23 protein-coding genes are annotated in these 24745 nt (G+C 44.8%); 18 read left to right on the plus strand and 5 right to left on the minus strand.

The features are described 5' to 3' along the window. Positions 1 to 28 precede the first annotated feature (28 nt). The 9 genes from B0I27_RS00815 to B0I27_RS00855 all read left to right on the plus strand — a co-directional run bounded on the left by B0I27_RS00815 (position 29) and on the right by B0I27_RS00855 (position 8090). Positions 29 to 1090: a PAS domain-containing sensor histidine kinase gene (locus B0I27_RS00815; protein WP_106290428.1), complete on the plus strand. Its 1062-nt coding sequence runs from the start codon at positions 29 to 31 to the stop codon at positions 1088 to 1090. Between the two features lie 304 nt (positions 1091 to 1394). Beyond that, positions 1395 to 1895, plus strand: coding sequence for a c-type cytochrome (locus B0I27_RS00820; protein ID WP_219904952.1), 501 nt, complete (start codon positions 1395 to 1397; stop codon positions 1893 to 1895). 14 nt (positions 1896 to 1909) lie between these two features. After that, on the plus strand, positions 1910 to 3895 hold the full coding sequence (gene nosZ / locus B0I27_RS00825) for a Sec-dependent nitrous-oxide reductase (RefSeq protein WP_106290432.1): 1986 nt from the start codon (positions 1910 to 1912) through the stop codon (positions 3893 to 3895). A 42-nt stretch (positions 3896 to 3937) separates the two neighbouring features. Then, a complete protein-coding gene (locus tag B0I27_RS00830) occupies positions 3938 to 4510 on the plus strand; it encodes a hypothetical protein (RefSeq protein ID WP_106290434.1) in 573 nt (190 codons plus the stop codon). Beyond that, a complete protein-coding gene (locus B0I27_RS00835) occupies positions 4507 to 4953 on the plus strand; it encodes a nitrous oxide reductase accessory protein NosL (RefSeq protein WP_106290436.1) in 447 nt (148 codons plus the stop codon). Before B0I27_RS00830 ends, B0I27_RS00835 begins: the two co-directional genes overlap by 4 nt. A gap of 4 nt (positions 4954 to 4957) precedes the next feature. Further along, a complete protein-coding gene (locus tag B0I27_RS00840; protein WP_106290438.1) occupies positions 4958 to 6193 on the plus strand; it encodes a nitrous oxide reductase family maturation protein NosD in 1236 nt (411 codons plus the stop codon). Continuing rightward, positions 6181 to 6885: an ABC transporter ATP-binding protein gene (locus B0I27_RS00845; RefSeq protein WP_106290440.1), complete on the plus strand. Its 705-nt coding sequence runs from the start codon at positions 6181 to 6183 to the stop codon at positions 6883 to 6885. Before B0I27_RS00840 ends, B0I27_RS00845 begins: the two co-directional genes overlap by 13 nt. Before the next feature lie 5 nt (positions 6886 to 6890). Then, complete coding sequence (locus B0I27_RS00850; protein WP_106290442.1) at positions 6891 to 7658, plus strand: ABC transporter permease; 768 nt, start codon at positions 6891 to 6893, stop codon at positions 7656 to 7658. A gap of 78 nt (positions 7659 to 7736) precedes the next feature. Further along, positions 7737 to 8090 (plus strand): response regulator, encoded by a 354-nt coding sequence (locus B0I27_RS00855; RefSeq protein ID WP_106290444.1) that lies wholly within the window; start codon positions 7737 to 7739, stop codon positions 8088 to 8090. 10 nt (positions 8091 to 8100) lie between these two features. Here the strand turns inward: B0I27_RS00855 and B0I27_RS17690 are convergent, their stop codons facing one another. Together B0I27_RS17690 and B0I27_RS17695 are read right to left on the minus strand one after the other, a co-directional pair. Further along, the gene (locus B0I27_RS17690) at positions 8101 to 8349 is read right to left on the minus strand and encodes a sensor histidine kinase (RefSeq protein WP_342751866.1); all 249 of its coding nucleotides are present in this window, start codon (positions 8347 to 8349) and stop codon (positions 8101 to 8103) included. Next, positions 8292 to 8552, minus strand: coding sequence for a hypothetical protein (locus B0I27_RS17695; RefSeq protein ID WP_245925389.1), 261 nt, complete (start codon positions 8550 to 8552; stop codon positions 8292 to 8294). Before B0I27_RS17695 ends, B0I27_RS17690 begins: the two co-directional genes overlap by 58 nt. A gap of 224 nt (positions 8553 to 8776) precedes the next feature. Between B0I27_RS17695 and B0I27_RS00865 the strand changes: the two genes are divergently transcribed. Continuing rightward, positions 8777 to 9697, plus strand: coding sequence for an alpha/beta hydrolase (locus B0I27_RS00865; protein WP_245925390.1), 921 nt, complete (start codon positions 8777 to 8779; stop codon positions 9695 to 9697). Here the strand turns inward: B0I27_RS00865 and B0I27_RS00870 are convergent. The 3 genes from B0I27_RS00870 to B0I27_RS00880 all read right to left on the minus strand — a co-directional run bounded on the left by B0I27_RS00870 (position 9669) and on the right by B0I27_RS00880 (position 12972). Next, a complete protein-coding gene (locus B0I27_RS00870; protein ID WP_106290448.1) occupies positions 9669 to 11708 on the minus strand; it encodes a TonB-dependent receptor plug domain-containing protein in 2040 nt (679 codons plus the stop codon). The two genes, B0I27_RS00865 and B0I27_RS00870, sit on opposite strands and share 29 nt — an antisense overlap. A 1-nt stretch (position 11709) precedes the next feature. Then, positions 11710 to 12504, minus strand: coding sequence for a FixH family protein (locus tag B0I27_RS00875; RefSeq protein WP_106290450.1), 795 nt, complete (start codon positions 12502 to 12504; stop codon positions 11710 to 11712). Between the two features lie 99 nt (positions 12505 to 12603). Beyond that, on the minus strand, positions 12604 to 12972 hold the full coding sequence (locus B0I27_RS00880; RefSeq protein WP_106290452.1) for a hypothetical protein: 369 nt from the start codon (positions 12970 to 12972) through the stop codon (positions 12604 to 12606). 388 nt (positions 12973 to 13360) lie between these two features. On the opposite strand from B0I27_RS00880, the gene B0I27_RS00885 reads away from it, so the two are divergent. The 8 genes from B0I27_RS00885 (at position 13361) to B0I27_RS00920 (ending at position 24728) form a co-directional block, all read left to right on the plus strand. Continuing rightward, positions 13361 to 15484, plus strand: a complete 2124-nt coding sequence (locus B0I27_RS00885; protein WP_106290454.1) for a hypothetical protein — start codon at positions 13361 to 13363, stop codon at positions 15482 to 15484. A 34-nt stretch (positions 15485 to 15518) separates the two neighbouring features. Beyond that, on the plus strand, positions 15519 to 17195 hold the full coding sequence (locus B0I27_RS00890) for a glycoside hydrolase family 28 protein (RefSeq protein ID WP_106291186.1): 1677 nt from the start codon (positions 15519 to 15521) through the stop codon (positions 17193 to 17195). 369 nt (positions 17196 to 17564) lie between these two features. After that, positions 17565 to 19949 (plus strand): TonB-dependent receptor, encoded by a 2385-nt coding sequence (locus B0I27_RS00895; RefSeq protein ID WP_106290456.1) that lies wholly within the window; start codon positions 17565 to 17567, stop codon positions 19947 to 19949. A 43-nt stretch (positions 19950 to 19992) separates the two neighbouring features. After that, positions 19993 to 21234, plus strand: a complete 1242-nt coding sequence (locus tag B0I27_RS00900; RefSeq protein ID WP_106290458.1) for a DUF4374 domain-containing protein — start codon at positions 19993 to 19995, stop codon at positions 21232 to 21234. A 5-nt stretch (positions 21235 to 21239) separates the two neighbouring features. After that, positions 21240 to 22529, plus strand: a complete 1290-nt coding sequence (locus B0I27_RS00905; RefSeq protein WP_106290460.1) for a PepSY-associated TM helix domain-containing protein — start codon at positions 21240 to 21242, stop codon at positions 22527 to 22529. A 22-nt stretch (positions 22530 to 22551) separates the two neighbouring features. Continuing rightward, entirely contained in the window at positions 22552 to 23274 is a 723-nt protein-coding gene (locus tag B0I27_RS00910; RefSeq protein WP_106290462.1) for a DUF4198 domain-containing protein, read from the plus strand. A gap of 95 nt (positions 23275 to 23369) precedes the next feature. Beyond that, positions 23370 to 23852: a hypothetical protein gene (locus B0I27_RS00915; RefSeq protein WP_106290464.1), complete on the plus strand. Its 483-nt coding sequence runs from the start codon at positions 23370 to 23372 to the stop codon at positions 23850 to 23852. Positions 23853 to 23882: 30 nt separating this feature from the next. Then, positions 23883 to 24728: an SDR family oxidoreductase gene (locus B0I27_RS00920; protein WP_106290466.1), complete on the plus strand. Its 846-nt coding sequence runs from the start codon at positions 23883 to 23885 to the stop codon at positions 24726 to 24728. Positions 24729 to 24745: the final 17 nt, after the last annotated feature.

The raw sequence follows: 24745 nt of genomic DNA on the forward strand, positions 1-24745 counted from the left end.
TCTAATCACCCAAAATACTTTCCCGACTATGGATGTACCCAATGCATTGTATTCGCTGACAGAGGCTTCTGATCAACTGTATTTTTCTTATCATGTGGAAGAAAACCGATTCATTTATCTGAACCCAGCTTTTATCGATTTTTTTGATTTAGATGTACAGCCCACTATTCCATTATTATTGGCAATGGTTCATCCGGAAGATCAGAAATATGTTGCTTCGCAATGCGAAGCCTGCTTATCGGGCAATACAGTCGGTAATTTAGAATGCCGGATCGTCCGCCGAGAGTCACAAAGATACATCCGTATTTTTCCATATCTGATCACGGAAGCATCTGGGCGTTTACTGATGGGGTGTGCAGAAGATATAACGACCTATAAAAGCCAGCTCAATGTGATCAGTAAGCATAATGCTAAAAAAGACTCCATCCTCAATATCGTCGCCCACGATCTGGCAGCACCCTTAGGCTTTATTCGGAATTTATCGACTTTGTTAAGTAGAGAGGCTTCAAACCGGGAAAATGCGAAGGTGAGAGAATACTCAGAATTGGTTAATAAGTTCAGTCTGAGGTGCATCAAGTTGATAAAAGATTTTATGGACCACGAGTTTTTGGAAAGTGCCGGGGTAAAGCTTGTGAAGAAGCGCATTGATCTTATCGAGAAGGTCAAGATTCAGACAGAAGACTACCTGAACCATCAGGCGGAACTCAATAAGCAGATCTATTTTACTTCGAGCCGGACGCACATTTATGTGGATGTAGACGAGGATAAATTCCTTCAGGTAATCAATAACCTGGTATCAAACGCGCTAAAGTTTACGAGGGAGGGTGGAAAAATCACCATTGGTATGGAAGAGCAGGAGCACCATGTTCTGGTTACCATTGCTGATGATGGTATCGGGATTGCTAAAAAGTACCATGCAACATTATTCGAAAGATTCAGTGACGCCCGCCGAACCGGCCTTAAGGGAGAACCCTCGACTGGTCTGGGGATGTCAATTATCAAAACGATCGTAGAATGGCATGATGGTACAATCTGGTTTGATAGCGAGGAAGGTAGAGGCTCCACCTTTTATATTCAGCTTCCGAAATAAATTTTTTTTGACTTTCTTTTAAATTAAACGCCTTGATATTAAGGCGTTTGCTGTTTTATGTCCCGCATTAACAGCTCTGACTTGCAAAACTTGACGGAAGTCATATTTTTAGAAAATATTAAAAGATATTTTTGTCTTTAACTCCACGCAAGTCAGTTTTTATTCAACTCGCTTTAGAATGACCAGGTGTGGTATTTATCAAGCCCGATTATGAAACGGACCCCAACCCTGAGAAAATTGGATAGTTCCTGACACCGATTGATGACCGATGGCCACAAATAGAAATCACAATAAATAAATAGAAATGAAAAGTTTGAAAGTATCAATATTAGGAGTTCTTCTCGCCGTCATCTTAGTGATGTATGGATGCGGAGGAAACAATTCAGAAAATTCTTCCTCGGCGAGTACTTCTGAAAGTATTGCCCCTGCGGCCGCACAACAAGTTTCGGTTGATCCCAAACTGAAGAGCGACAGTAAGGGTGTTGGTCGTTTCACATCAGTAGAAATGGGACCGATTGATAAGAAGCTCGCAGAGAAAGGTGAGGCGATCTTCGTTTCCAAATGTTCAGCCTGTCATAAAACAACTGAAGAGAAGGTAGTAGGCCCGGGCTTAAAGAACATTACAGAAAAGCGTGCACCGGAGTGGATCATGAACATGATTACTAATCCGGAGGAAATGACGAAGAAAGATCCGGTAGCAAAAGCGTTATTCGAGGAGCATCTTATTCAAATGACGTTCCAGAACGTTTCCGACGAAGAGTCAAGAGCAATCCTGGAGTACTTCCGAGTTAATGATTCCAAATAAATAAACCTAAAACCATGAAATCAATTACTAATCTAAGCAAGGTGCTCTTGCCAGCCATTCTTGCCTCGGTTGCTTTCACAGCCTGTAAGCCAGGAAAGGCAGTGGATTCGGTAGATGGCGATGCATCTAAAAAGGTGTATGTCGCTCCCGGAAAGTACGATGAGCTGTATATGTTCGCTTCCGGAGGATTCAGCGGACAAGTTGCTGCGTACGGACTTCCGTCGGGACGCCTGCTGAAAGTCATTCCTGTTTTTTCTCAAAATGCAGAAAACGGTTATGGCTATTCGGAAGAAACAAAGCCTATGCTGAATACCTCACATGGCTTCGTGCCATGGGATGATGCCCACCATACACAGTTGTCAAAGACCAATGGTCAGGATGACGGCCGCTGGCTGTTCATCAACGGCAACAACACTCCACGAATTGCGAGAATTAACCTCTCCACGTTTAAGACTGAGGAAATCATCGAATTACCTAATGTGGGCGGGAACCACGCATCTCCATACTGTACAGAAAATACTGAGTATATTGTGGGGAATACGCGTTTCAGCATTCCCATGGACGCTACACAAGACGTTCCAATCGATTCTTACAAAGAAAATTTCAAGGGGGCAGCGACCTTCATCAAGGTTGACAAGGAAAAGGGCACCATGAACGTCGCCTTTCAACTGATCGTTCCAGGCTATAATTATGATCTGGCAAGAGCCGGAAAAGGTGTTTCAAAAGACTGGATGTTTTTCTCTACCTACAATAGCGAACAGGCAAACACATTGCTGGAAGTAAATGCAAGTCAGCGCGACAAGGATTTTATTATGGCCGTGAACTGGAAAAAAGCCGAAGCTCTGGTAGCACAGGGTAAAGGAAAGCGAGTTCCGGCAAAATACGCACATAATGTATGGGATGAGAAAACGCATTCTGCCACCTCTACCATGATGAAGGATGTGCTGATGCTCAACGTGCAAGACTATCCGGGACTGGTTTATTATATCCCATGTCCTAAGTCCCCACATGGCGCTGATGTTAGCCCCGATGGCGAATTCTTTGTTGCCAGCGGAAAGCTAGCGGCCGTTATTCCGGTATTCTCCTTTAAAAAGATGCTAGCCGCGATCGAAAAGCAAGACTTTGAAGATCAGCGTGCGGACATGGGTATCCCTGTGTTAAAGTACGCTTCCGTACTAGAAGGTGAAGTAGAAAAGCCGGGTTTAGGACCTTTGCACACGGAGTTTGATGACCAGGGGTATGCCTATACCTCCATGTTCGTTTCTTCTGAAATTGTAAAATGGAAAGTTTCTACTCGTGAGATCATCGATCGTATTCCCACTTACTATTCCATCGGCCATTTATCCGTGCCGGGAGGTGACAATAAAAAGCCGTATGGTAAGTACGTTGTAGCCTTGAATAAGATCACCAAAGACAGATACCTCCCAACTGGTCCGGAACTTACTCAGTCTGCTCAGCTGATTGATATAACCGGAAACAAGATGAAGCTGTTGCTTGACTTCCCGACAATCGGTGAGCCGCACTATGCACAATCGATTGCAGCGGATTTAATAACGAAGAACCAGGTGAAGTTTTTCAAGCTTGAAGAGAATCACCATCCTTATGCGGTAAAATCGGAAAAGGATACGCGGGTTGTGAGAAAAGGAAATCGTGTGGATGTCTACATGAGTGCTATTCGTTCACATCTTGCCCCTGATAATATCGAGGGAATCAAGTTAGGTGACGAAGTTTACTTCCACTTAACTAACCTCGAACAAGACTGGGATGTGCCGCACGGATTCGCGGTTAAGGGGGCGAATACTGCTGAGCTACTGGTTATGCCGGGCGAAACAGCGACGTTGAAATGGACACCTGACCGCAGCGCGATCTTCCCGTTCTATTGTACGGATTTTTGTTCTGCCCTGCACCAGGAGATGGCAGGATACGTTCGGGTATCGCCAGCAAATTCAAATGTTCCTATCTCATACAAGATTGGAAATAATCCTTTAGCTAAGAAATAAACAATGGCCGGGACATTGTCCTGGCCATTAATCTTTTGAAATATGCAAGTCAGATCCAGAATCATCGTTGCAATAAGTGCTGCGCTAATGATCAGCGCCTATTTCTTACCCTTATGGCAAATAATTCTTGAAGCACCTCAATACCCTGAGGGGCTGGGTATGAAAATTTGGCTAAACAACATTACGGGAAATATTGATCAGATCAACGGCCTGAATCATTATATCGGAATGAAGCATATCATCGTGGATGACTTTGTTGAGTTTAAAGTGCTGCCCTATGTGTTTGCGTTTATCATAGCGGTAGGCTTGTTCGCTGCCTACGACGGGCGATTAACCTGGTTAAAGATCTGGTTTGGCCTCTTGGTAGTTTTCGCGGTAGTAGGACTGACAGATTTCTATCTATGGGAATATGACTACGGACATAACCTCGACCCGATGGCTGCCATAAAAGTACCCGGTATGAACTATCAGCCTCCTCTTATAGGATACAAACAGCTTCTGAATTTTCTGGCGGGCTCGCTGCCTGATATCGGGGGTGTAATCGTCGTGGCCGCCGCTTTAATGGCAGGCGGAGTCATGGTTCATGAAATGAGATTAAAAAATAAGAAGATATGAGAAAGCGCTATAGCCTGTTTTTGATTGCTTTGGTTCTGATTATTTCGTGTACGCAGAACCCTGAACCGATCGCTTACGGCCGGGATGCTTGTGATCATTGTAAAATGACGATAATGGATCAAAAGTACGGGGCCGAAATAGTGACAAAAAAAGGAAAGATCATAAAGTTTGATGCTGCTGAATGTATGGTTGACTTTATCAAAAGTCCTGATAGCAAAGTTGATATAGCGTCAGATAAATTTATGACTACGGACTTCGCACATCCCGGGACATTGATAGATGCTGATAAATCTTTTTTTCTGATAGATAGGGCTTATCAATCGCCGATGGGAGGTAACCTGGCGTCTTTTACATCTATGCAGCTAGCCGAAAATAACCTGCAAAGCGCTGATGGAAAAGTCCTGAGCTGGAACGAGCTTTTACAGCAAACGTCTAAAAACTAACGGCATGAAAATCCTGGCGTCCTCTTTATGTCTTTTACTGCTTCTGCAGGTGTCAGTTATGGGAGAAACTTTGATTGTTGGACCGGGTAAGACGTATTCGTCGCTCAGGGCAGCAGTTGCGATTGCGGATAAAGGAGACACCGTTTTGGTACTGAAGGGAACATATGTATCGCTAAACACGATCATTGATAAAGAGATTACCGTCCTGGGAAAAGGTTATCCTACCCTGGACGCGCAACAGAAGGAAGAGGTGGTGACGATAACAGCGAATAATGTAAAGCTTGACGGCTTTATCATCAGGAATTCAAAGTCAGGTGATATGCGTGACTTCGCAGGGATTCGCTTGCATAGAGTGCATAACGTAACCGTATCCAATAATAGGCTCATCAATACTTTTTTTGGCATATACCTTTCGGATTCAAAAAATATTCGGGTAAGTGGTAACACCGTTAAGGGGAGCCGGGAAGCGATAAATTCGGGTAACGGCATTCATTCATGGAAGTGCAGCAGGGTAACTATCAGCAATAATTCGATATCGGGTCATCGGGACGGGATATACTTTGAGTTCGTGAATAATAGCTTGATTAAAGGGAATACAAGTGCCAATAATCATCGCTATGGTTTGCATTTTATGTTCTCTGATGATGACACTTACAGAAACAATACTTTTAAGAATAATGGATCGGGAGTGGCCGTAATGTACTCCAAACGGATCACTATGCTGCATAATGTATTTCAGGAAAACTGGGGTAGTTCCATATACGGACTCCTGTTGAAGGACATCACGTCGAGTCAGATAAATGGCAACCGGTTTGTCAGGAACACCACGGGTGTCTATATGGAGGGCTGCGAGAATATTTCGGTGCATCAGAACGACTTCAGCAACAATGGTTGGGGGCTAAGGGTTCTGGCCAACTGTGTAAACAGCACTTTCGAGAAAAATAACTTCAAGTCAAATTCATTTGACGTGACAACAAACGGTTCATTAAGTCTGAATCGTTTTAAGGACAACTACTGGGACAAATATGAGGGTTACGATCTGAATAAGGATGGGAAGGGAGATATACCGTATCGCCCGGTTAGCTTATATGCCCAGATTATCGAACAAATACCGCAAAGCGTGATGCTGATGCGAAGCTTTATAGTGAGTTTATTAGACAAGGTAGAAAGAGCTATTCCATCTCTCACTCCAGAATCGGTGAAAGATGAATTTCCAAGTATGAAGCAATGGACGAGATAATAGAAATAAGAGATCTGAAGAAATCCTTTGGTAAGCTGGAGGTATTGAAGGGTATTGATTGTAAGTTTCGAAGAGGTGAAGTAGTATCTGTACTGGGTCCGAATGCCTCTGGTAAGACAACACTGATCAAATCTATTTTGGGAATGGTTTTGCCCGATGCAGGAGAGCTTCTCTTCAACGGCCAGCCGGTAACAAATACGTTCGAATATAAAAGACATATCGGATATATGCCCCAGATTGGTCGATATCCGGAGAATATGAAGATGGGTCAGATCTTCGACATGATGAGAGATTTGCGCCAGGAGCACGCACAAGATGAAGACCTTTTAAAGACATTTAAGCTGGAGAGCATGTTTCATAAACCGATGCACACTCTCTCGGGAGGGACCAGGCAAAAGGTGAGTGCGGCATTGGCGTTTATGTTCAATCCGGAAGTATTGATTCTGGATGAACCTAGTGCAGGCCTGGACCCTCTCGCTTCTGAGCATCTCAAAGAGAAAATCAAGGAGCAAAGCGCGAAGGGGAAACTGGTTCTGTTTACATCCCATATCATGAGCGAGGTGGACGAGATAGCCGGATCTATACTTTATCTGTTTGAAGGGAAAGTTAGATTTTTTAAGGAGTTGGACGCGATTAAATCCGAAGCGGGAGAAGTAAGACTCGGGAAAGCCCTGATAAAAACATTAATCTGAAAGTTATGTGGAAGATTGCGAAATACATCATTTTTGATATCATAAAGAGTAAAGTATTGATAGCTTATACCGCTTTACTTGCTCTAATATCGGTTAGCATCTTTATGATGGACACAGATGTAACGAAAGGGCTGGTCAGTATATCTACGGTTGTAATGATTATCGTACCGCTCGTAAGCGTTGTTTTCGCCACTACATATATCTTCAATGCGAGCGAGTTTACGGAGCTACTTGTTTCGCAACCTATCAGCAGGAAAGATATTCTTTTGGGTAAATACGTGGGAATAGGCGCATCTATTTTAGGTGCTTTCATTTTGGGAGTATGTGTTCCCGTCAGCTTGTTTGCTTTTTCCGTTACAGCCCTGGTTTTGATGTTGGTCGGCTGCTTGCTCAGCCTTTCGTTTGTATCCCTGGCGTTTTTAGCTGCTACCATGACCAGTGACAAGGCGAAGGGGATAGGACTGTCTTTGATGATTTGGTTTTACTGTGCGATTATTTTTGATGGGCTGGTGCTTCTGTTCCTGTTCAGCTTTAATGATTATCCGTTGGAGAAAGCCATGATTATCCTGACATCATTAAATCCGGTTGATTTGGGCAGGGTGATGATCTTGCTCCAGCTTGATATTTCTGCTTTGATGGGATACACAGGGGCGCTCTATCAGAAATTCTTCGGTAGTGGGTATGGGATGCTGTTTGCTACTGTTTTCCAGATGGTATGGATTACTGTGCCCCTGCTGCTCGCTTTGAGGATCTTCAAAAGGAAAGATCTTTAATTACCATAAAGGCCCGATACAACTGTTCGCTGAATTTGTTTTTAAAATATTTAATACATCCTTTTACTATATTTGTCTATGACAAAAAAGGTCGTGATTATTGAGAGAGATAGGGATATTCTTGAAGTCGTATCCTACATATTAGTTGATGCCGGTTATGCCGTAAGTGCCATTGGGCCGGAAGACGTGACACTCGAATATATCATAAGCGAAAAACCGAACCTCATTCTTTTGGATGTTATTAATATATCAAAAGAAGGAACCGCGTTGTGTAAGGCGATTAAAGATAATCCAGAGCTGGGAAAAATTCCTGTTGTTGCGCTTTCAACTCATTTGAAGCCACAGTTGATAAAAGAAACCTGTGCTGACGACGTAATGAAAAAGCCATTCGATATAGATGAGCTTCTGCAGATTGTAGAAGAGCACATATAGACCGATTAGTTCAACCGTCTTTGGGTAAGGAAAAGCAGAATCTGCTGCCTTCTCCAGGGGCGCTTTCTACCCATATCTTTCCACCTTCAGCTTCTATGAAATCTTTGGAGATGGCCAGGCCGAGACCTGATCCCGACTTGTTGTTTCCGTCGGTAGGAACCTGGAAATATCTATCGAACAGACGTTTCTGGTAGCGCTCATCTATTCCTTTTCCAGAGTCCCGGACGGAGAACTCGATGTTACTGCCTTTTTCGAGAATCTGAACCCATTGACGTTTGGCAGATCATTTCTGCTTACGAGTTCGAGTTCAATTAATTTTTGCTCTGCCTGAAAAGATACCGTATCCATAGCGTAAAGAGCTATTTCTTTTGGGTTGGCTTTTGCAAAGTTGAGCTGCAGATTTCCTGTTTCTACCTGTGCAAGATTCAATGCCTTTTGCTCTTTTGGTGTGGGTTGGCTCAAACGCTACAGTTAAAGAGGTAATCATGTATTGTCGTCATTTGATAGCTGATTAAAGATTTCTGTAGTATTTTTTTCCCCCGGTAGAAAATTGCGGGGTTTTCCTTAAGAATGGTGCCTGGTCTGAGCTACTGTTCTATTAATAATTAGCTTTTAATTTCATTAATGTTTACGTAGATGAGATATTTGAATTTACACAAACTAAAATCAATAAGATCAATATGCGAATGCCAATATTATTTCTATTTCTATTATTTTTTTCTGTTCTGGTTCAGGCGCAGGAGTTTATACCTCTATGGCCTGAAGGTCGCATGCCGAATTCGAAGGGGCTGAAATTGCAGGACAGCATAGCCAATGAAAGGATTTTCCAGGTAGGCACTCCGGGAATGTATGCGTTCTTTCCTTCTCAAAGCGAGAATAAAGGCACTGCCGTCGTGATATGCCCAGGAGGCGGATACGAAAGGCTTGCTTACGTTATCAGCGGCACGCAGCTTGCGAAATGGTTTAATACTATCGGTGTCAGCGCGTTTGTCCTTAACTATCGTCTTCCCAATTCTCCGGATTTACAAATACGGGAAACAGGCCCTTTACAGGATGCACAGCGAGCCATCAAGCTGATCAGGGCAAATGCCTCAAAATGGGCAATAGATCCTCAAAAAGTCGGTATCCAAGGATCATCTGCCGGCGGACATCTGGCAGCCTTAGCTAGCGTTAGCGGGAAAGATATCTCCGCAATCGGCGACACCCTGGATCAGATATCGCCAATGCCTAATTTTAGTATCCTGGTGTCTCCCGTAATTGACCTGGGCGAGTATGCGCACTTGGGAAGCAAGAAAAATCTGCTCGGTGCAAGCCCTTCCAAAGCCTCTATCGAACGCTTCTCACCACATTTGAACGTCAGCCCTTCCACGCCTCCCTCTTTTCTTGTGCACGCTTTTAATGATAAATCTGTCAGCGTTAATAATTCCCTTCTTTTTTATAAAGCCCTCGTGGATAATAACGTGCGATCCAGTCTGCATGTCTTTCCTCAGGGAGGACACGCCATCGCCTTAAGAAATAATCCGGGCTCCACAGAGCACTGGACGCATTTGTGTGAAGGCTGGATGTCGGAGATGGGATTTACAGCAAGACAGTCATCCGACAAGTAAGGTTTCGTCCCGGTCGGGAGATTTTCATGATGTCCAGATGTTGGAAATAATCCTCATCGAAGAGGTTCTCAACGCTCAGGTTGATCTTCAGTTTGGTCTGTTTTGACAAGCTGAATTGTTTTCCCATGTGGAGGTTGAGAATTGTCGATTCGGGAGTCATCGTTTCGCCATATTTCTGAGTACTTACATGTTTCTGCGCTGCGTTAGTTACCCCTTCAATCCTGAAAAAGGTTTTGCGGAAATTGTAATCTACCGCATTGATGGTTTTAAATGGAGCGATCAGCGGTAAAGCGGAACCTTCGTTGTCAGATCCACGGGTAAAGGTATTCAGACTACTTACAACCAGCCGATTCATCGGTTCCCACTTAAGGGCCACTTCTCCTCCATACAGGCGGGCTGATGCGACGTTTATATATTGCTTTACACCGCTTGCACCAATAGTCATCGTGCTATAGCCATCCAGTATTGTTCCCGCGATATAATCCTGAATGAAATACCCAAATACATTTGTAGAAATCTCTAATGAAGAGTTTCGATAAGTAGAGCCAAAAGACAGGTTGAGAGATGATTCCTGACTAAGATCCGGGTTTCCCAGGTAGTCAAAAGCATCCAGCCTGTTATAGATGTAAAAAGCATAAGCTTCCTGTAGCGAGGCTGCCCTTCCACCCCTGGCTATAGCAGCATTTAGCAACCAATCTTTATCTGGCTGGAAGCTTGCAGCAATACTAAGATTAGCAACCATCCTGTTCCGTGAAAGGGCACCTTCAAAAAGACCGGATAGTTGCTCTTTAGCGTCACTTCCCGAGATCGCATCATGCATGTACTCCAAACGGGCCGAAGGTGTTAGCGTAAGCTTTTTGCTGAGTGATATGGCGTCTGATATATGTAGTCCTAAATCGCTTCGAACCGGGTTCGCCAATGTGTACATGAACATAGGAGAACCATCGGAAGGATACATCGTCATGGTTGCCCAAAGCCGGTTATGATAGCCGTCTACCTTCACTTTCATGTGGTGGCTGTCGCTCAGGTGCAGATCAAGCACTGAAAATGCACCAAAGGTAGTAGAAGTTCCGGGCATGTCCATATGCATGGGTACGGTCTCCGGAGGCCTTCGTGTATCGTCCATGGCGTGATCAATATAGTTGTAATATCCCTTGGTCTCCCAGCGTACCATTCCCGCTCTGCTGTTTCGAACAAATGAGAGAGCGGCAATTCGGGCCTTCGCGAAGGCGACATCCATCGTTAAAGCCGGATAGCCGATGTCATAACCTTCATCCTGAAGGTAGTCAGCCTTCAGATAGCCTGATTTTCCGGACCTGACCATCATCGAGACACTTCCATTCCATTTTCGGTATTGGGAAAATGGAATTTCACGGCCTCCGGATGCCCTGTAATTGCTGCTTCTGCGGAAAATTCCATTTGCCTGGAAAGCAAGATCAGCATTACTGTATTCGACGCCCGCTAATGTTTGCACCGCAGCACCGTTTGTTTCGAAGCCTGAGCCGAAGCGGCCAGACCATTGCTGTACATCTGAAAATGATGGTTGCTTAAGCCGGAAATCAATGCCGCCGCCTATACCGCTTCCCGCTGCATTCGCTCCGGGATCGTATGAAACAGAAAAGCTTTCCAGATTATTAGGCTCGACGTAAGAGCTTATTGGATCCATTTTGTCGGTGCAGGCACCAAAGATGCGCATGCCGTTGATGCTCATGGTTATCTGCCCCCCATTTAGGCTACGCAGGCTGGGCTCCATGGCAAAATTACCCCTGCGGATCATGTTGATCCCAGGAGTATACTCCAGAATCTTGTCAGTCAGCTCCTGCAAATTATTCTGCCTGATTTCCCTGGCTGCCTCTGAAATATTCTTCGATGGACTTACAGGCACTTCCTGCAAGAGTAGTGTCCTTAAGGGAAGCTGCCGGTCCAGGGAGTCTGAATTCTGCGCCCGCAATGTGGCCGAAAAGGCAGACAGCCCAAAAAAGGCCGTCCAGATTTTAAATTGCCTTTTCATACTAGAATAGCAAGTCTAAGGTTATATCTTCAACAATGACCGCGTTCCCTCTCTTCAGTTTGAAGTGTAACCGCCAGTCACCAGTCATGGTAAAATTGACTTTACCGCTGTAGTGTCCCTTTCCGGTATGAACAGGGTTTACATTATTGGGCGATCCGTGTCCCATTGAAGGCATTTCAGGCTTTAGCTCAACGCTAAGGTCTTCAACGGCAGGGAAGTTCATCATATCCTGACGCTTGTTGATCAGAATTTGCAGATCATTAATGCCTGTCTTAGGCTTGAATGGCTGAATAAGAGCTACTGTGTAGCTAATACCATCACTGCCTACGATTGCTGCTGTGTGCTTTGTATTAGCTGCAGCTGGTTTTACTACGATATCAAAAACAACAGGTTCATTGTTGACAGATACAGTCAGCGTCCAGCTTCCCATCGTGCCCGACGGCATGGAAAACACGACTGCCCCCTCGTACAAGGACTGTTCCGCATTATAGACAGGTTGCTCGGCGGGACTGGAATGTGCCATGGTCATCATGTCCATGACAGGTTTATAGGTGACGGAAGCGTTGGTCAGATTTGCACCCGAGCTGGTTTTAAGCGATACGTATAGTTTGTTCCACGAAACCCTCAGATCTTCGCTATCTGCCCATAATTTTACCCTTACACCACCGGGGGTGGTCTTTTCGTCAATCAGCGCCTTCTTTAGCTCCTGATCGGTGTTTATATCATTATCCTTGCTGCACGAGGCGAACGCAAACAGCGCTACCAGCAACATCATTAATTTAAATGTATGGTTCATTTGAGTAATAAATAAAGGTGATTAAAGGCAGGAGATTGCCATATGTAGAAATACTAGCGAATTCCACATCATAAAAAAACTAATCTGTAAAGTTTATTTTCAGACTTTGGGGGGCTGAAACAAGATGCTGGAGTATCCCGACGGAGTCAAATGAGGATAGGGGGTATTTATGGTGGTTGTCAATTCACAACCAAAAAAAACAATGAAATTCTCCGGCATAAAGGAATCCTGCAGGAGCTGCTTCTGCACTTCTCTTTCTTGTTTGCTTTCCTTTTCTTCCACTTGTTTCAGCTTCTTAGAAAGATAACATTTGCCTTCACAATTCAACCAGACTTTATCCTTGTTCTCGCAAAGATTTGAAGCAATGTAGTCGCGGTTCAATTCAAAGCCTGCAAAGACGGCCATCCTCGACAGGCTTACGCCGAGCAGAAGCGGTATCATAAGGAAGGCCGTGAGACGATAGAACATCGCATCAAAGTTAAAGAAACTGACGATATGCTCCGGTACAAATCTTTAAACTTTATCAAAGTCAACCTGTTCCTCGCGGATCTTAACGAGCAACAATTTGGTGACGGAACTAAAGGGGGACACTAAAAAAGCCCGATCTCTTTGTTTGGAGGAATATGAAGCGGTTCGGTATCCGAGAGTAAAAATCGGCGGAAACAGCTGCCAGGGATATAGAATCCTTCAAAAAACTTAGACAGATCCTTAATAGTCGCAATCGCAACAGGATTTTTTACCCAATTCTCGAACTATGGGTTAATGTACGTTTTTTGATATAGTGGGGAGGTACAGGACAGTGGTAAGAGTAATTTTTCACACCTTTAGAGACTAAGAAACCAAATTATTAACTTTCATGTTCAAAAAGGTATCACTTATTTTTTCTGCTGTCTTTTTCGCTTCTATATGCGCGGCGCAGCAGCCGGAAAAAATTGACCGTTACGCGCTTGTGGAAAGGAACAGTCCTAAAATAACAGCCATATCGGAACTGTCTTCCCTATCGGTCGGAAATGGTAATTTCGCATTTACAGTCGATGCTACCGGACTACAAACATTTCCTGAACTTTATTCAGCAGGCGTGCCCCTGGGAACACAATCTCAGTGGGGGTGGCATAGTTTTCCAAATACGCATAATTATAAACCGGAGGAAACCCTTAAGAAATATAACTTTAGGGGTCGCGACGAATTATATTCCGTTCCGGTAAATGAAGAAGGAAGACATCGAGATGCTGCGGAGTATCTCCGTGTCAATCCACACCGTATGCATCTCGGTTATATCGGACTGGAACATGCTAATGGCCGCCTGAGATCGGAGCAGATCAGCCGCATAGATCAGAAACTCGAACTTTGGAACGGAGAGATAAAAAGCAATTTCCATATCGGAGGAACTCCTGTAACTGTCAGAACCGCTGTTCATCCCAAGTATGACGAAGTAGCCGCGACAATAGGTTCTTCTTTGCTTGAGAAGGGGAAACTGAGCATCAGCTTTCGGTTTCCTTATCCTTCCGGTAAACACGCGGATGACGCTTCAGACTGGACGCTGCCTGAAAAACACTTAACAGAAGTTGTATCTCACAGGAACGGCTCGTTAATTTTCAAAAGAACGGTAGATACTACGGTCTATTACGTAACGGTAAGATATAAGGGGAAGGCTTCCTTATCAGAAAAGGAACCTCACTATTTTGTCTTAACCCCGAAGAGTCGTGAGTTTTCATTTACTTCCGAATTCACAGAAGAGGTTCCTGTTCAAATTCGTGGCGGTGCCAAAGAAACATTTACTGCATCATCTAAGTACTGGCAGGGGTTCTGGACAAAGGGAGGGGTGGTCGATTTCTCGAAGTGTACGGACACGAGAGCGAAAGAGCTGGAGCGCCGGGTTATCCTTTCGCAATATCTGCTCGCCATTCAATCAGCGGGAAAGTATCCACCACAGGAGACCGGACTCACTTACAATAGCTGGTTCGGGAAGTTTCACCTCGAGATGCATTGGTGGCACTCGGCAAACTTTGCGCTGTGGAACCATACTGACCTGCTGGAACGTAGTCTTGGCTGGTATAGTCAGGTAGCCCCTGTGGCAACAGAGATTGCTCGTAGGCAAGGTTTTGATGGCCTCCGCTGGATGAAAATGACCGACCCCTCAGGCATCGAGGCCCCCTCCAAAGTCGGCTCCTTTCTGATTTGGCAACAGCCGCATTTTATTTACATGGCAGAGCTTGTATACAGGAATAATCCTTCCCCGGAAGTGATCAGAAAATATGGAGAGCTGGTCAATCAGACTGCAGAATTTATGGCTTCCTTTGCCACTTACGATGAAGCAAAAGGCCGCTACTTGCTTAAGGGAGCCATTGCAGCTCAGGAAACGCTTCGGGCATCCGAGGTTATTAATCCTCCTTTTGAACTCTCTTACTGGCATTACGCGCTGTCTGTAGCCCAGCAATGGAAGGAGCGGGCGGGTGAAAAGCGGAATGCTCATTGGGATGAGCTGATCGCTAAGCTTTCTCCTCTGGCGGCTGCAGATGGCTTATACCTGGCTTCTGAAGATGCTGTAGACACTTACAAAGATGTCAGGTTTACCTCAGATCATCCTGCTATACTTGGGGCGTTGGGGATCTTACCTCAAAACAGGCTGATTAATCCGGATTATATGAAAAATTCGTTGGATTGGATCTGGGACAACTGGAACTGGCCAAAAACCTGGGGTTGGGACTATCCGATGACGGCCATGGCTGCCGCCAGGTTGGGCGACCCCGAGAAGGCGGTAGGAGCCCTGCTGATGGATCAGCAGAAAAATACCTATCTGGTCAACGGCCATAATTACCAGGATGCCCGCCTCCGGGTTTATCTCCCCGGAAACGGCGGGTTGCTGACAGCCATCGCGATGATGTGCGCGGGCTGGGACGGAAATGAAACCCCAAACCCAGGCTTCCCTAAAGACGGTAAATGGAACGTACGGTGGGAAAACCTCCAACCTATGCCGTAAAAATATTGTATACACCACTTAAATAATGATTAAAATGAAGTATCTATTTCCTGCCGTTATGCTTATTCTGACGGCTTTTGCCGTTAGTTCGTGTACGAACAGTAAGTCTGAAAGTAAATACGAATACCTGTACAAAGACCTGCCTTTTGACATGCCCGTTATATCGGCTCCTACATTCGTCGATAATGATGTTAGGATAACTGATTTTGGTGGAGTCGGTGATGGAATATTTCTTAACACACAAGCATTTGCCAAGGCTATAGATGCACTGTCGGAAAAAGGAGGCGGAAGGCTGATCGTTCCTTCGGGCGTTTGGTTTACAGGACCTATAGTCTTTAAGAGTAATATTAATCTGCATCTGGAAGATCAGGCAATCATCCTGTTTTCCCCAGATAAATCGCTGTATCCGCTGATCGAGACATCTTTCGAAGGGCTGGATACACGCAGAAGCCAGTCTCCTATCTCCGGTACGAATCTCGAAAACATAGCGATTACTGGTAAGGGAGCAATAGACGGTAACGGTCATCACTGGCGTCCGCTTAAAAAGGAAAAGGTTTCTGAAAACTTCTGGAAACGTGCTACAGCCAATGGAGGAGTTTTTAAGCGCCCAGATTACTGGATGCCATCTGCTCAGTATTTGTATGGCGATTCCATAAGTGATATGAATGTTCCAAAGAACCTGAAGACCGACGAGGAGTGGGAGTCAGTGAAAGATTTCCTTCGCCCGGTTATGGTAAGCTTCAGAGAGTGCAAGAATGTATATCTCCAGGGGGTGATCTTTCAGAATTCCCCGGCATGGAATATTCATCCACTGATGTGCGAGAACGTCATCATAGATGGCGTGCAGGTGCGCAACCCTTCTTATGCTCAAAATGGGGATGGCCTTGATCTGGAATCTTGTAAAAACGCCATCATCGTGAATAGTACCTTTGACGTAGGGGACGATGGGATTTGTATAAAGTCGGGCAAGGATGAAGATGGCCGAAAAAGAAATCGCCCATGCGAAAACGTGATTGTAGATAATTGTACCGTGTTCAAAGGTCATGGTGGCTTTGTGGTCGGCAGTGAAATGTCGGGCGGAGTCCGTAATGTTTCGGTCACCAATTGCCAGTTTCTCGGAACCGACGTTGGTCTTCGTTTTAAAAGCAAAAGAGGCCGTGGTGGGGTAGTGGAAAATATCTATATATCAAACATAAGCATGTTTGATATCGCTACAGAGCCGTTGTTATTTGACCTTTATTACGGAGGAAAGTCTGCAGTAGAGGTCCTCGAAGAGGGAGCTGAGCCGGTGGAGACCAAGTTTGAGCCGGTAGATGAGACGACACCTTCGTTTCGTAACATCTACGTAAAGGATATTTCCTGCAGCAATGCCCGGAGAGCGATGTATTTCAATGGACTCCCGGAGCATAACATCGATAATATCAATATTGAAAATGTCATGATCCATTCTGAAATAGGAGCGGAGCTTATTGAATCAGAAAATATAAAACTGAAAAATGTACAGATCTATGCGGCCAAGAGCCCTGCACTCTTCTTGAAAAATGTGAAAAATGTACAGGTTGAGGGTTTTAAGGCCGACAGTACGCAAAGCAATATATTCGAGGTGGCAGGAAGCAGGACGAAAGATGTAGCCATTACATCTTTATATAATGCCGAAGCGCTGAAAGTCGGATCAGAAACAAAACGAGAAACGGTGAAAATGTCGAATTAGGCAATTTATATTCTCAAAATATCCAACCAGGAGGCTGTATCATGTAAATGATCAGCCTCTTTTCATTTCGGCCCGTCTGCCCATCTTCCGATAACCGCCGGTATTAATCTTGTAGAAAAGCTGAATTCAATTTTGATAAGGAAATTTCATTTAAAACAAATGCAGTAGAAAAACCGCTTGTGCACAAAGTTTTTTTGGAGGAATGACCGCAATCAGAGCTCTCAATTAAAAAAAACAGATAAACATTATGGTTCTTAATTGGAATTATTCTAAATAGGTCTATATTTGAAATGAAATAAGCCGCACAAGTACCAGTTGTGCGGCTATTATCCGGCAGAGCCGGTTCACCTTTAACGTTACTTAAAAGTCATGCAAATTACGAAATTTTTGCTTGTGGGCATGCTGTGTGCCTGCAGAATTGTTGCCTACGCGCAAATCAACCCCTCAGGAAGTATCAGTGGATACATCAAAGACAGCAATGGGAAGCCTGTTATTGCTGCTACCATCAAATTACTGAACACATCAACCGGTACCATCACCAACGGTCAGGGTTACTATCGCATCGGACCCCTAAAGCCGGGTAATTATGTCCTGGAGGCCCACTCTGTAGGGTTGGGCAAAATAAGCCGGAAAATCCAGGTGAAGCCCGGTACGGATCTTATCTCTGACATAGAGCTGAGAGAAGTCAGTCAGCAAATGGAGACAGTTTCGGTGATCGGAAGATCAGAAGTTCGGGAGCTTAATCGTCAGGCTTACAACGTGGTAGCAGTCGATGCCAGGAGACTGCATAACTCAACGCTTGACATCTCTCACGCACTTGATCGCGTATCAGGAGTAAGAGTAAGGGAAGCGGGGGGACTAGGTTCGCGTATGGATTTCTCGCTAAACGGTTTTACCGGCAGACAGGTGAAATTCTTTATCGATGGGGTGCCTATGGATAACTTTGGTTCGTCTTTTCAGCTTAACAATATTCCTATCAATCTGGCGCAGCGCGTGGAAGTTTACAAAGGCGTGGTTCCCGTGTGGCTGGGCTCTGATGCGCTCGGTGGTGCAATCAACATTGTTACAGTGAATGATACCAGAAGCTACGCCGACGCTTCGTATTCTTTGGGGTCATTCAATACTCACCGCAGCTCACTCAACGCTGGTTACACCACACCTTCTGGTTTTAAACTAACTCTTAATGCATTTCAAAATTACTCAGATAATAACTACAAGGTCACAACTGATGTAGCAAGCTTTTCCGGTCAGTATTTTCAGCATCAAAAGGTCAGGAGATTTAATGATACCTACCATAACGAGACGCTGATAGCCAGTGCGGGCGTTGTTAATAAGCCTTTCGCTGATCAGCTGATGTTTGGTGTTACATTAGGTCAAAACTACTCGGAAGTTCAGACTGGTGCGAGAATGGTTAGCGTATTTGGCGACTGGCACCGTAAAGGTAGCATCATCATGCCCAGCGTAAAGTACTCTAAAGAAGATCTGTTGATAAAGGGTCTTGATTTAAGGATTACCGGGAACTACAATCTTGGAAAGGAGCAGAACATCGACACCGTGTACCGCAGATATAACTGGTTTCAGGAGTATAAAGAATACCCCGGACAGGGTAGTGAACGTGAGCGTTCGATGTACAAATACAGTAATAACAATGGTCTTGGAACGGTTAATCTTAGCTATGCGGCGAGTGAGAAACATTTGTTGACATTGAATAACGTTTACAATACATTTAACAGGAAAGGTTCAGATGAGCTATATCCCGAAAGTGATAAATACGAGCAGCCAAGAAAAAATGTAAAAAATATCCTGGGATTAGGCTATCAGTTCAAAACTTCTGAAAAGTGGAATACTTCATTTTTCGCCAAACATTTCTACCAGCATAACAAGTATTCTCAGAGTTACAATCCTAGTGGAAGTTGGGGAGACCTGGCCTATTTGGTGCAGGAAAACAGCCTCAATAGAATCGGATTCGGCCTTGCGTCTACCTACTTTATTATGCCTAATCTGCAGGCAAAGGCGTCCTATGAAAAGAGCTATCGATTACCCGAAACAGATGAGCTATTTGGTGACCTGCTGAATTTGGAAGGAAACATAGATCTCGATCCTGAACACAGTCATAATTATAATTTCGGACTAAGCTACCAGGCCCAGATCGATAAGAGCCACAGACTCAACTTTGAGGGCGGCGTGTTGTATCGCAACGCGAAAGATTTTATTCGCCCGAGCCTCAACAATAATCAGACGAAGCAGGTGATGGATAATCTTGCCGACGTAACCAATCTGGGCTTCGAGGGAGAGCTGAGGTACTCGTTCAGGCAGCTTTTTACAGCTGGTATCAACATGACTTACCAAAATCTTCGGAATAATACAAAGTATGAAGAGAACCAGACGATGGAAAGCCCTCTTTACCGCGACAGGATTCCCAATATGCCGTATCTCTTTGGTAACGCCGATGCTTCCGTGTTTTTTAACAATGTAGGAAAGAAAGGGAATACGCTAACATTAGGCTATAACGTGCTTTACGTTCACGCTTATTACCTCTCATGGCCAAGTCAGGGTACATCCGACCAGAAATATGACATCCCAAGGCAGTGGATGCAAGACGTAAATGCTGTTTATTCCTTAGGAAAAGGCAAGTACAATATTGCACTTGAATGTAAAAACCTCCTGGACAACAGAGTCTACGATAATTTTTCCCTGCAAAAGCCCGGGAGGGCGGTCTACGCTAAAGTAAGATACTTTATCAGCAATAACTAAATATCCGAATCACCAGGGTTCATCAACCTCAAAAATCAAAAAAATGAAGACTTCATATCTACACCTATTGGTAGCATTCTTTGTGTTCAGCCTTTTCACCGCCTGTGATCCGGAGCTGGAATACCTTAATGTCGATGACACCGACACTGAGCTTACGGGCGTAACTAAGTACATTATCTCTGCTACCCCTATTGGTACCACAGGAATCGCAGATTACCTGCTCACCGCGAATAGCCTCAAAGAGGGTGTAATCACGACACAGGGAAACGGCCTCGAACAGGATGGTTCTTATCGTTACTACATAACACACAAGAACAGGTTCTTCAGTATGCTGTATGGCCAGGGTAATCCCGGTGCAGTTACAAGTTATCGCCTCGATTCTACCGGGACTTTAACTAAGCTCAGCAATTTTCAGAGTGAGACAGTACAAGTTTTTGCACCGGTGATGGATGATGTTTTAACTATCAAAGTGCCAAGATCCGGAAACGAATTTGCCTCGATGTTTCGCGTTGATGCGCGGAAATATCAGATCGTGGGAGAGAAACAAGTCAATATCGTTCAGCTTGCGGGAAACGGAGAGCGGGCACACTTTACCTGGGCAACGCAAGTCGGCGACAAGTTATTTCTGCCGTACATGAGCATAAAGGGAAAAGCTCCTGATGCATTTGGGACAGCATATCCGGACAGCTCCTGGGTCGCGGTCTTCTCTTATCCTGAGCTTGAACTTGAAAAGGTCATAAAAGATAACCGAACAAGCTATATCGGCGCCTATTTTAATAATGGTCTGGTTGAAACGGAGAATGGGGATGCCTATGCTTTTTCTCCTGCGGCAGCAACTAACAACAACGTCCCTACATCTACCAAACCCTCGGCTATAATCCGCATTCTGAAGGGTACAAACGAATTTGATCAGAGCTACTTTTTCAACGTAGAGCAGGAGTCTGGTGGGCATCATATTGCTGCCCAGTCTTATCTGGGCAATGGCATATTCATTCTGCAGATGTATCCTAAGCCTAAATCTCTGGAAGGTGTAGCCAGGAAGTTTGCCATAGCGGACGTGATCAACAAGAAATTTAAATGGGTAACGGGTCTTCCGGAGGATATTACCAAAACAACAACCATTAATAACTACTCACCGGGCGACGGAAGAACGGGGTATATCGGTATCACGACCGCCAGTGAAGGAAGCTATGTTTACATCTTCGACGCAGAGATCGGTGCTGCGAAGCGGGGATTGAAGGTTGAAGGAGGAACAATTACCGCGATTAACGCTCTCAAATATTAGCTACCATGGCAACTTCCAGATTTAAAAAGGTAAACAACTGGCTGCATCTCTGGCTGGGACTGATCTCAGGGATTATTGTATTTATCGTCTGCATAACCGGGTGTATCTGGGTATTCAACGAGGAAATTATGGCGCTGCTGGAGCCCGAAACCCGGATCGAAAAGCAAGATAAACCTGTTTTGAAACCTTCGCAACTTAGCAGCATCGCCCTCCGGCTTCACCCGGATAAAAGAGTCTCATATGCCATGTATCAGCAGGGGCGTACTATTAATGTCAATCTGAGGTCTGAAAAAGAACAAGGAAGACGGGGCGGGGGCACTACACTGAAGCTGAACCCTTATACAGGGGAGGTGCTGAGTCAGCAGATCCATAAAAAAGGAGAGACGGATTTCTTTCGGTTCATCCTGAACGGTCACCGTTTTCTCTGGCTACCCTTTGAAATCGGAAGACCTATAGTAAACTACGGTACGTTAATCTTTGTCGTGCTGCTGATAACCGGGCTTATCTGGTGGTATCCAAAGAAGTGGAACAAAACCGCAAAGGAAAAAAGCTTCAAAATTAAATGGGGAGCTTCTTTCAAGCGTGTGAATCTGGATCTGCATAATGTGTTGGGATTTTATTCGCTGCTTTTCCTTTTGGCTATCTCCTTAACGGGAATGGTCTATGGAATTAAGTGGTACAGTGAAGGATTATACTGGGTAACCTCCGGGGGACAAACGCTGGTTCCGTATGAGCGACTGCAATCTGACTCTTTACAAGCGAATAAACACTACACTCCTGAACAAGCAATGGACATTGCCTGGGATAGAGTCATACGCAAGCATCCGAAGGCTGGCGGTTTTTACTACAGTTTCGCTGATGCTGCAAGGGCTAAGGCGACCATCGACATCACCATCTATCCCAGCGCAGGGCAGTTTTACAACAATAAGGGTTACACGTTTGACCAGCATACACTCAAGCAGCTGGAACGCAAAGACGTTTATGCTGCCGATTACCAGGAAGCTTCATTCGGCACCAAGCTGAGGAAAATGAATTACGACATCCATGTAGGAAGCATCCTCGGGTTTCCTGGTAAGGTGCTCGCGTTTCTGGCTTCTCTTATAGGCGCTTCCCTCCCTGTTACCGGGTTTTTGGTCTGGTGGGGGCGGAAATACGGGAAAACGAAGAAGCCCGGCAAAAAAGTAGCTGATAAGCGAACGCCGGGTTCTTTCCGTGTTGCCGGTAACCGGGGGGCAACTAAGCCGCCCGTCCCGGTGCTGCAAACAGCATCTGGCATACCTGAAAATGACGAATAATCAAATTATAACATAAAGCAAAATGAACAATCTCAAATCATTATTATTACTGCTGATTTTCTTAAGTGTAGGTGCAGTAGAACTCCACGCTCATGCCCTTTGGATCGAAACAGCTAGTACGGCAAAGAAAGGACATGCACAATCAGTAAAAGTTTTTTATGGTGAGTATGCCACCAAAGAATTGGAAGAAATTGGAAAGTGGTACTCTGATGTGAAAGATTTTACGCTGTGGCTCACAGTGCCTGGGAAAGAAAAAGTGAAGTTAAGTACAGTAGCGGGAACTAACTTTTACTCCGCCAGCTTTACGCCTGACGAAGATGGCATTTATCTGTTAACAGTCAGTCACGAGGCAAAAGATCTTGGCGGAACAACCAAGTATGAATTCTCGTCAGTCGCCGCAGTGGCGGTGGGTAAATCAAATGCTGTTGATCATGCGTCTATTCCAAATTCAATCAATGTGGCTGCAAATGAAGCAAAAAACTATAAAGTGAATTCGCCCGTGCAGCTTAAAGCTGTTCTTAACGGCCAGCCTGTAGCTAATAAACCGGTATCAATATTCTCTCCCGAAGGTTGGAGTAAAGAATTTACGACAGATGACAACGGCAGTATTTCGTTTACTCCGCAATGGCCTGGGCGATACGTTTTGGAGTTAAGTAACTTCGAAAAGGTGAACGGAGAGCATAACGGTCAGAGCTATACTGCCGCATGGCAGGGGGCAACTTCAAGTTTCGAGGTTGTTAAATAATATCAATCCTGATTATCCAATCGAACTAGTTTAAGATTCATCTGCCGGTTTCCGTCAGGATAAAAACTGGCACTGCATTTGACCCGATTATTATCATGAAAACAAAACAGCTTCCTAAAATCTCTTTTCTTTTGCTGGCCGCAGCGACGCTTGCATCGAGCTGCGGTAACACCAATAATGGCAAAATAGCTCTGACTTCTGATTCGACATCTTTAGAAGAACCTCTCAAAGGCTGTTATATCGCAGTGATCAAACGAGATACTATTCAGCTAGCCATTACCGACGTAAAAGGAGATCAGATTGAGGGGAGCCTTATTTATGACTTCTGGGAAAAAGATCGGTCGAGAGGAACATTTTCGGGAGAATATAAAGATAGCGTACTATCAGCCAACTATGTGTTCAATGCCGAAGGAACCACATCCGAAAGACCGGTTCTTTTTAAGAAGGTAGCCGATGGTTTCGTAGAAGGGTATGGTGAGACTAAAACAGAGCAGGGCAAAGAAGTATTTTCAGATCCGGATGCTATCCAATTTGAGCAGAGCCATGCCTTAAAACGTACAGATACTTGCTTGCCTTAAACTCACGTACAGTATAATAAATCATAAGACATGAAAATTGCGATAACCGGAGCTACGGGTCAACTAGGACAACTGGTAGTCTCCAAGCTTAAAAATCAGGGAGCAGGAGAAAACATTGTAGCCCTTGTTCGTTCAAGGCAGAAAGCGTCGGGCCTGGGCGTAGAAATTCGTGAGGCTAACTATGACGATGCTGAGACGCTCGAATCGGCTTTGTCTGGAATAGACACACTGCTACTCATCTCAGGAAGTGAGGTAGGGAAACGGGCAGTGCAGCACCGCAATATAATTGATGCTGCGAAGAAGAATGATGTGAAGTGGATAGTGTATACCAGCCTTCTTCATGCGGATACATCCACGCTTAGTCTTGCTGCAGAGCACCTGGCTACAGAAGCTGCGTTAAGAGACTCGGGTATTCCCTATACGTTATTAAGAAACGGGTGGTACACCGAAAATTATACAGGTTCTATTCCGGGTGCACTTGCGGGTGGTGCATTTATCGGTTCTGTGGGAGAAGGGAAGATTGCATCTGCAGCACGGGCGGATTATGCAGATGCGGCTGTAGCAGTGCTAACCACTGAAGGTCACGAAGCTAAGATATACGAACTCGCTGGAGATCAAGCATGGACGCTGAGTGATCTGGCTGCTGAAATATCCAGGCAATCTGGAAAAAATATACCATACGTCAACATGCCGGAAGCTGAGTATGCTAATGCTCTTAAAGGGTTCGGCTTACCTGAGGGCCTTTCTCATGCTATTGCCGGATGGGACGTATCTGCATCCAGGGGCGATTTGTTTGATGATGGTCGAGAGCTGTCCCGCCTGATAGGGCATCAGACAACACCGCTTTCTGAGGTTGTGGCTGCAGCACTTAAGTAAACTTAAACTTCGCAAAT

The sequence above is a fragment of the Arcticibacter pallidicorallinus genome (assembly GCF_003002875.1).
Taxonomy (GTDB): Bacteria; Bacteroidota; Bacteroidia; order Sphingobacteriales; family Sphingobacteriaceae; genus Arcticibacter; species Arcticibacter pallidicorallinus.

Coding starts and splice junctions, on each gene's coding strand:
- B0I27_RS00870 (WP_106290448.1), bottom strand. CDS start 11,708: ATGAAAAGGCAATTTAAAATCTGGACGGCCTTTTTTGGGCTGTCTGCC.
- B0I27_RS00885 (WP_106290454.1), top strand. CDS start 13,361: ATGTTCAAAAAGGTATCACTTATTTTTTCTGCTGTCTTTTTCGCTTCT.
- B0I27_RS00895 (WP_106290456.1), top strand. CDS start 17,565: ATGCAAATTACGAAATTTTTGCTTGTGGGCATGCTGTGTGCCTGCAGA.
- B0I27_RS00905 (WP_106290460.1), top strand. CDS start 21,240: ATGGCAACTTCCAGATTTAAAAAGGTAAACAACTGGCTGCATCTCTGG.
- B0I27_RS00820 (WP_219904952.1), top strand. CDS start 1,395: ATGAAAAGTTTGAAAGTATCAATATTAGGAGTTCTTCTCGCCGTCATC.
- nosZ (WP_106290432.1), top strand. CDS start 1,910: ATGAAATCAATTACTAATCTAAGCAAGGTGCTCTTGCCAGCCATTCTT.
- B0I27_RS00840 (WP_106290438.1), top strand. CDS start 4,958: ATGAAAATCCTGGCGTCCTCTTTATGTCTTTTACTGCTTCTGCAGGTG.
- B0I27_RS00815 (WP_106290428.1), top strand. CDS start 29: ATGGATGTACCCAATGCATTGTATTCGCTGACAGAGGCTTCTGATCAA.
- B0I27_RS00875 (WP_106290450.1), bottom strand. CDS start 12,504: ATGAACCATACATTTAAATTAATGATGTTGCTGGTAGCGCTGTTTGCG.
- B0I27_RS00910 (WP_106290462.1), top strand. CDS start 22,552: ATGAACAATCTCAAATCATTATTATTACTGCTGATTTTCTTAAGTGTA.
- B0I27_RS00855 (WP_106290444.1), top strand. CDS start 7,737: ATGACAAAAAAGGTCGTGATTATTGAGAGAGATAGGGATATTCTTGAA.
- B0I27_RS00890 (WP_106291186.1), top strand. CDS start 15,519: ATGAAGTATCTATTTCCTGCCGTTATGCTTATTCTGACGGCTTTTGCC.
- B0I27_RS00915 (WP_106290464.1), top strand. CDS start 23,370: ATGAAAACAAAACAGCTTCCTAAAATCTCTTTTCTTTTGCTGGCCGCA.
- B0I27_RS00830 (WP_106290434.1), top strand. CDS start 3,938: ATGCAAGTCAGATCCAGAATCATCGTTGCAATAAGTGCTGCGCTAATG.
- B0I27_RS00880 (WP_106290452.1), bottom strand. CDS start 12,972: ATGTTCTATCGTCTCACGGCCTTCCTTATGATACCGCTTCTGCTCGGC.
- B0I27_RS00920 (WP_106290466.1), top strand. CDS start 23,883: ATGAAAATTGCGATAACCGGAGCTACGGGTCAACTAGGACAACTGGTA.
- B0I27_RS00865 (WP_245925390.1), top strand. CDS start 8,777: ATGCCAATATTATTTCTATTTCTATTATTTTTTTCTGTTCTGGTTCAG.
- B0I27_RS00835 (WP_106290436.1), top strand. CDS start 4,507: ATGAGAAAGCGCTATAGCCTGTTTTTGATTGCTTTGGTTCTGATTATT.
- B0I27_RS00900 (WP_106290458.1), top strand. CDS start 19,993: ATGAAGACTTCATATCTACACCTATTGGTAGCATTCTTTGTGTTCAGC.
- B0I27_RS00850 (WP_106290442.1), top strand. CDS start 6,891: ATGTGGAAGATTGCGAAATACATCATTTTTGATATCATAAAGAGTAAA.
- B0I27_RS00845 (WP_106290440.1), top strand. CDS start 6,181: ATGGACGAGATAATAGAAATAAGAGATCTGAAGAAATCCTTTGGTAAG.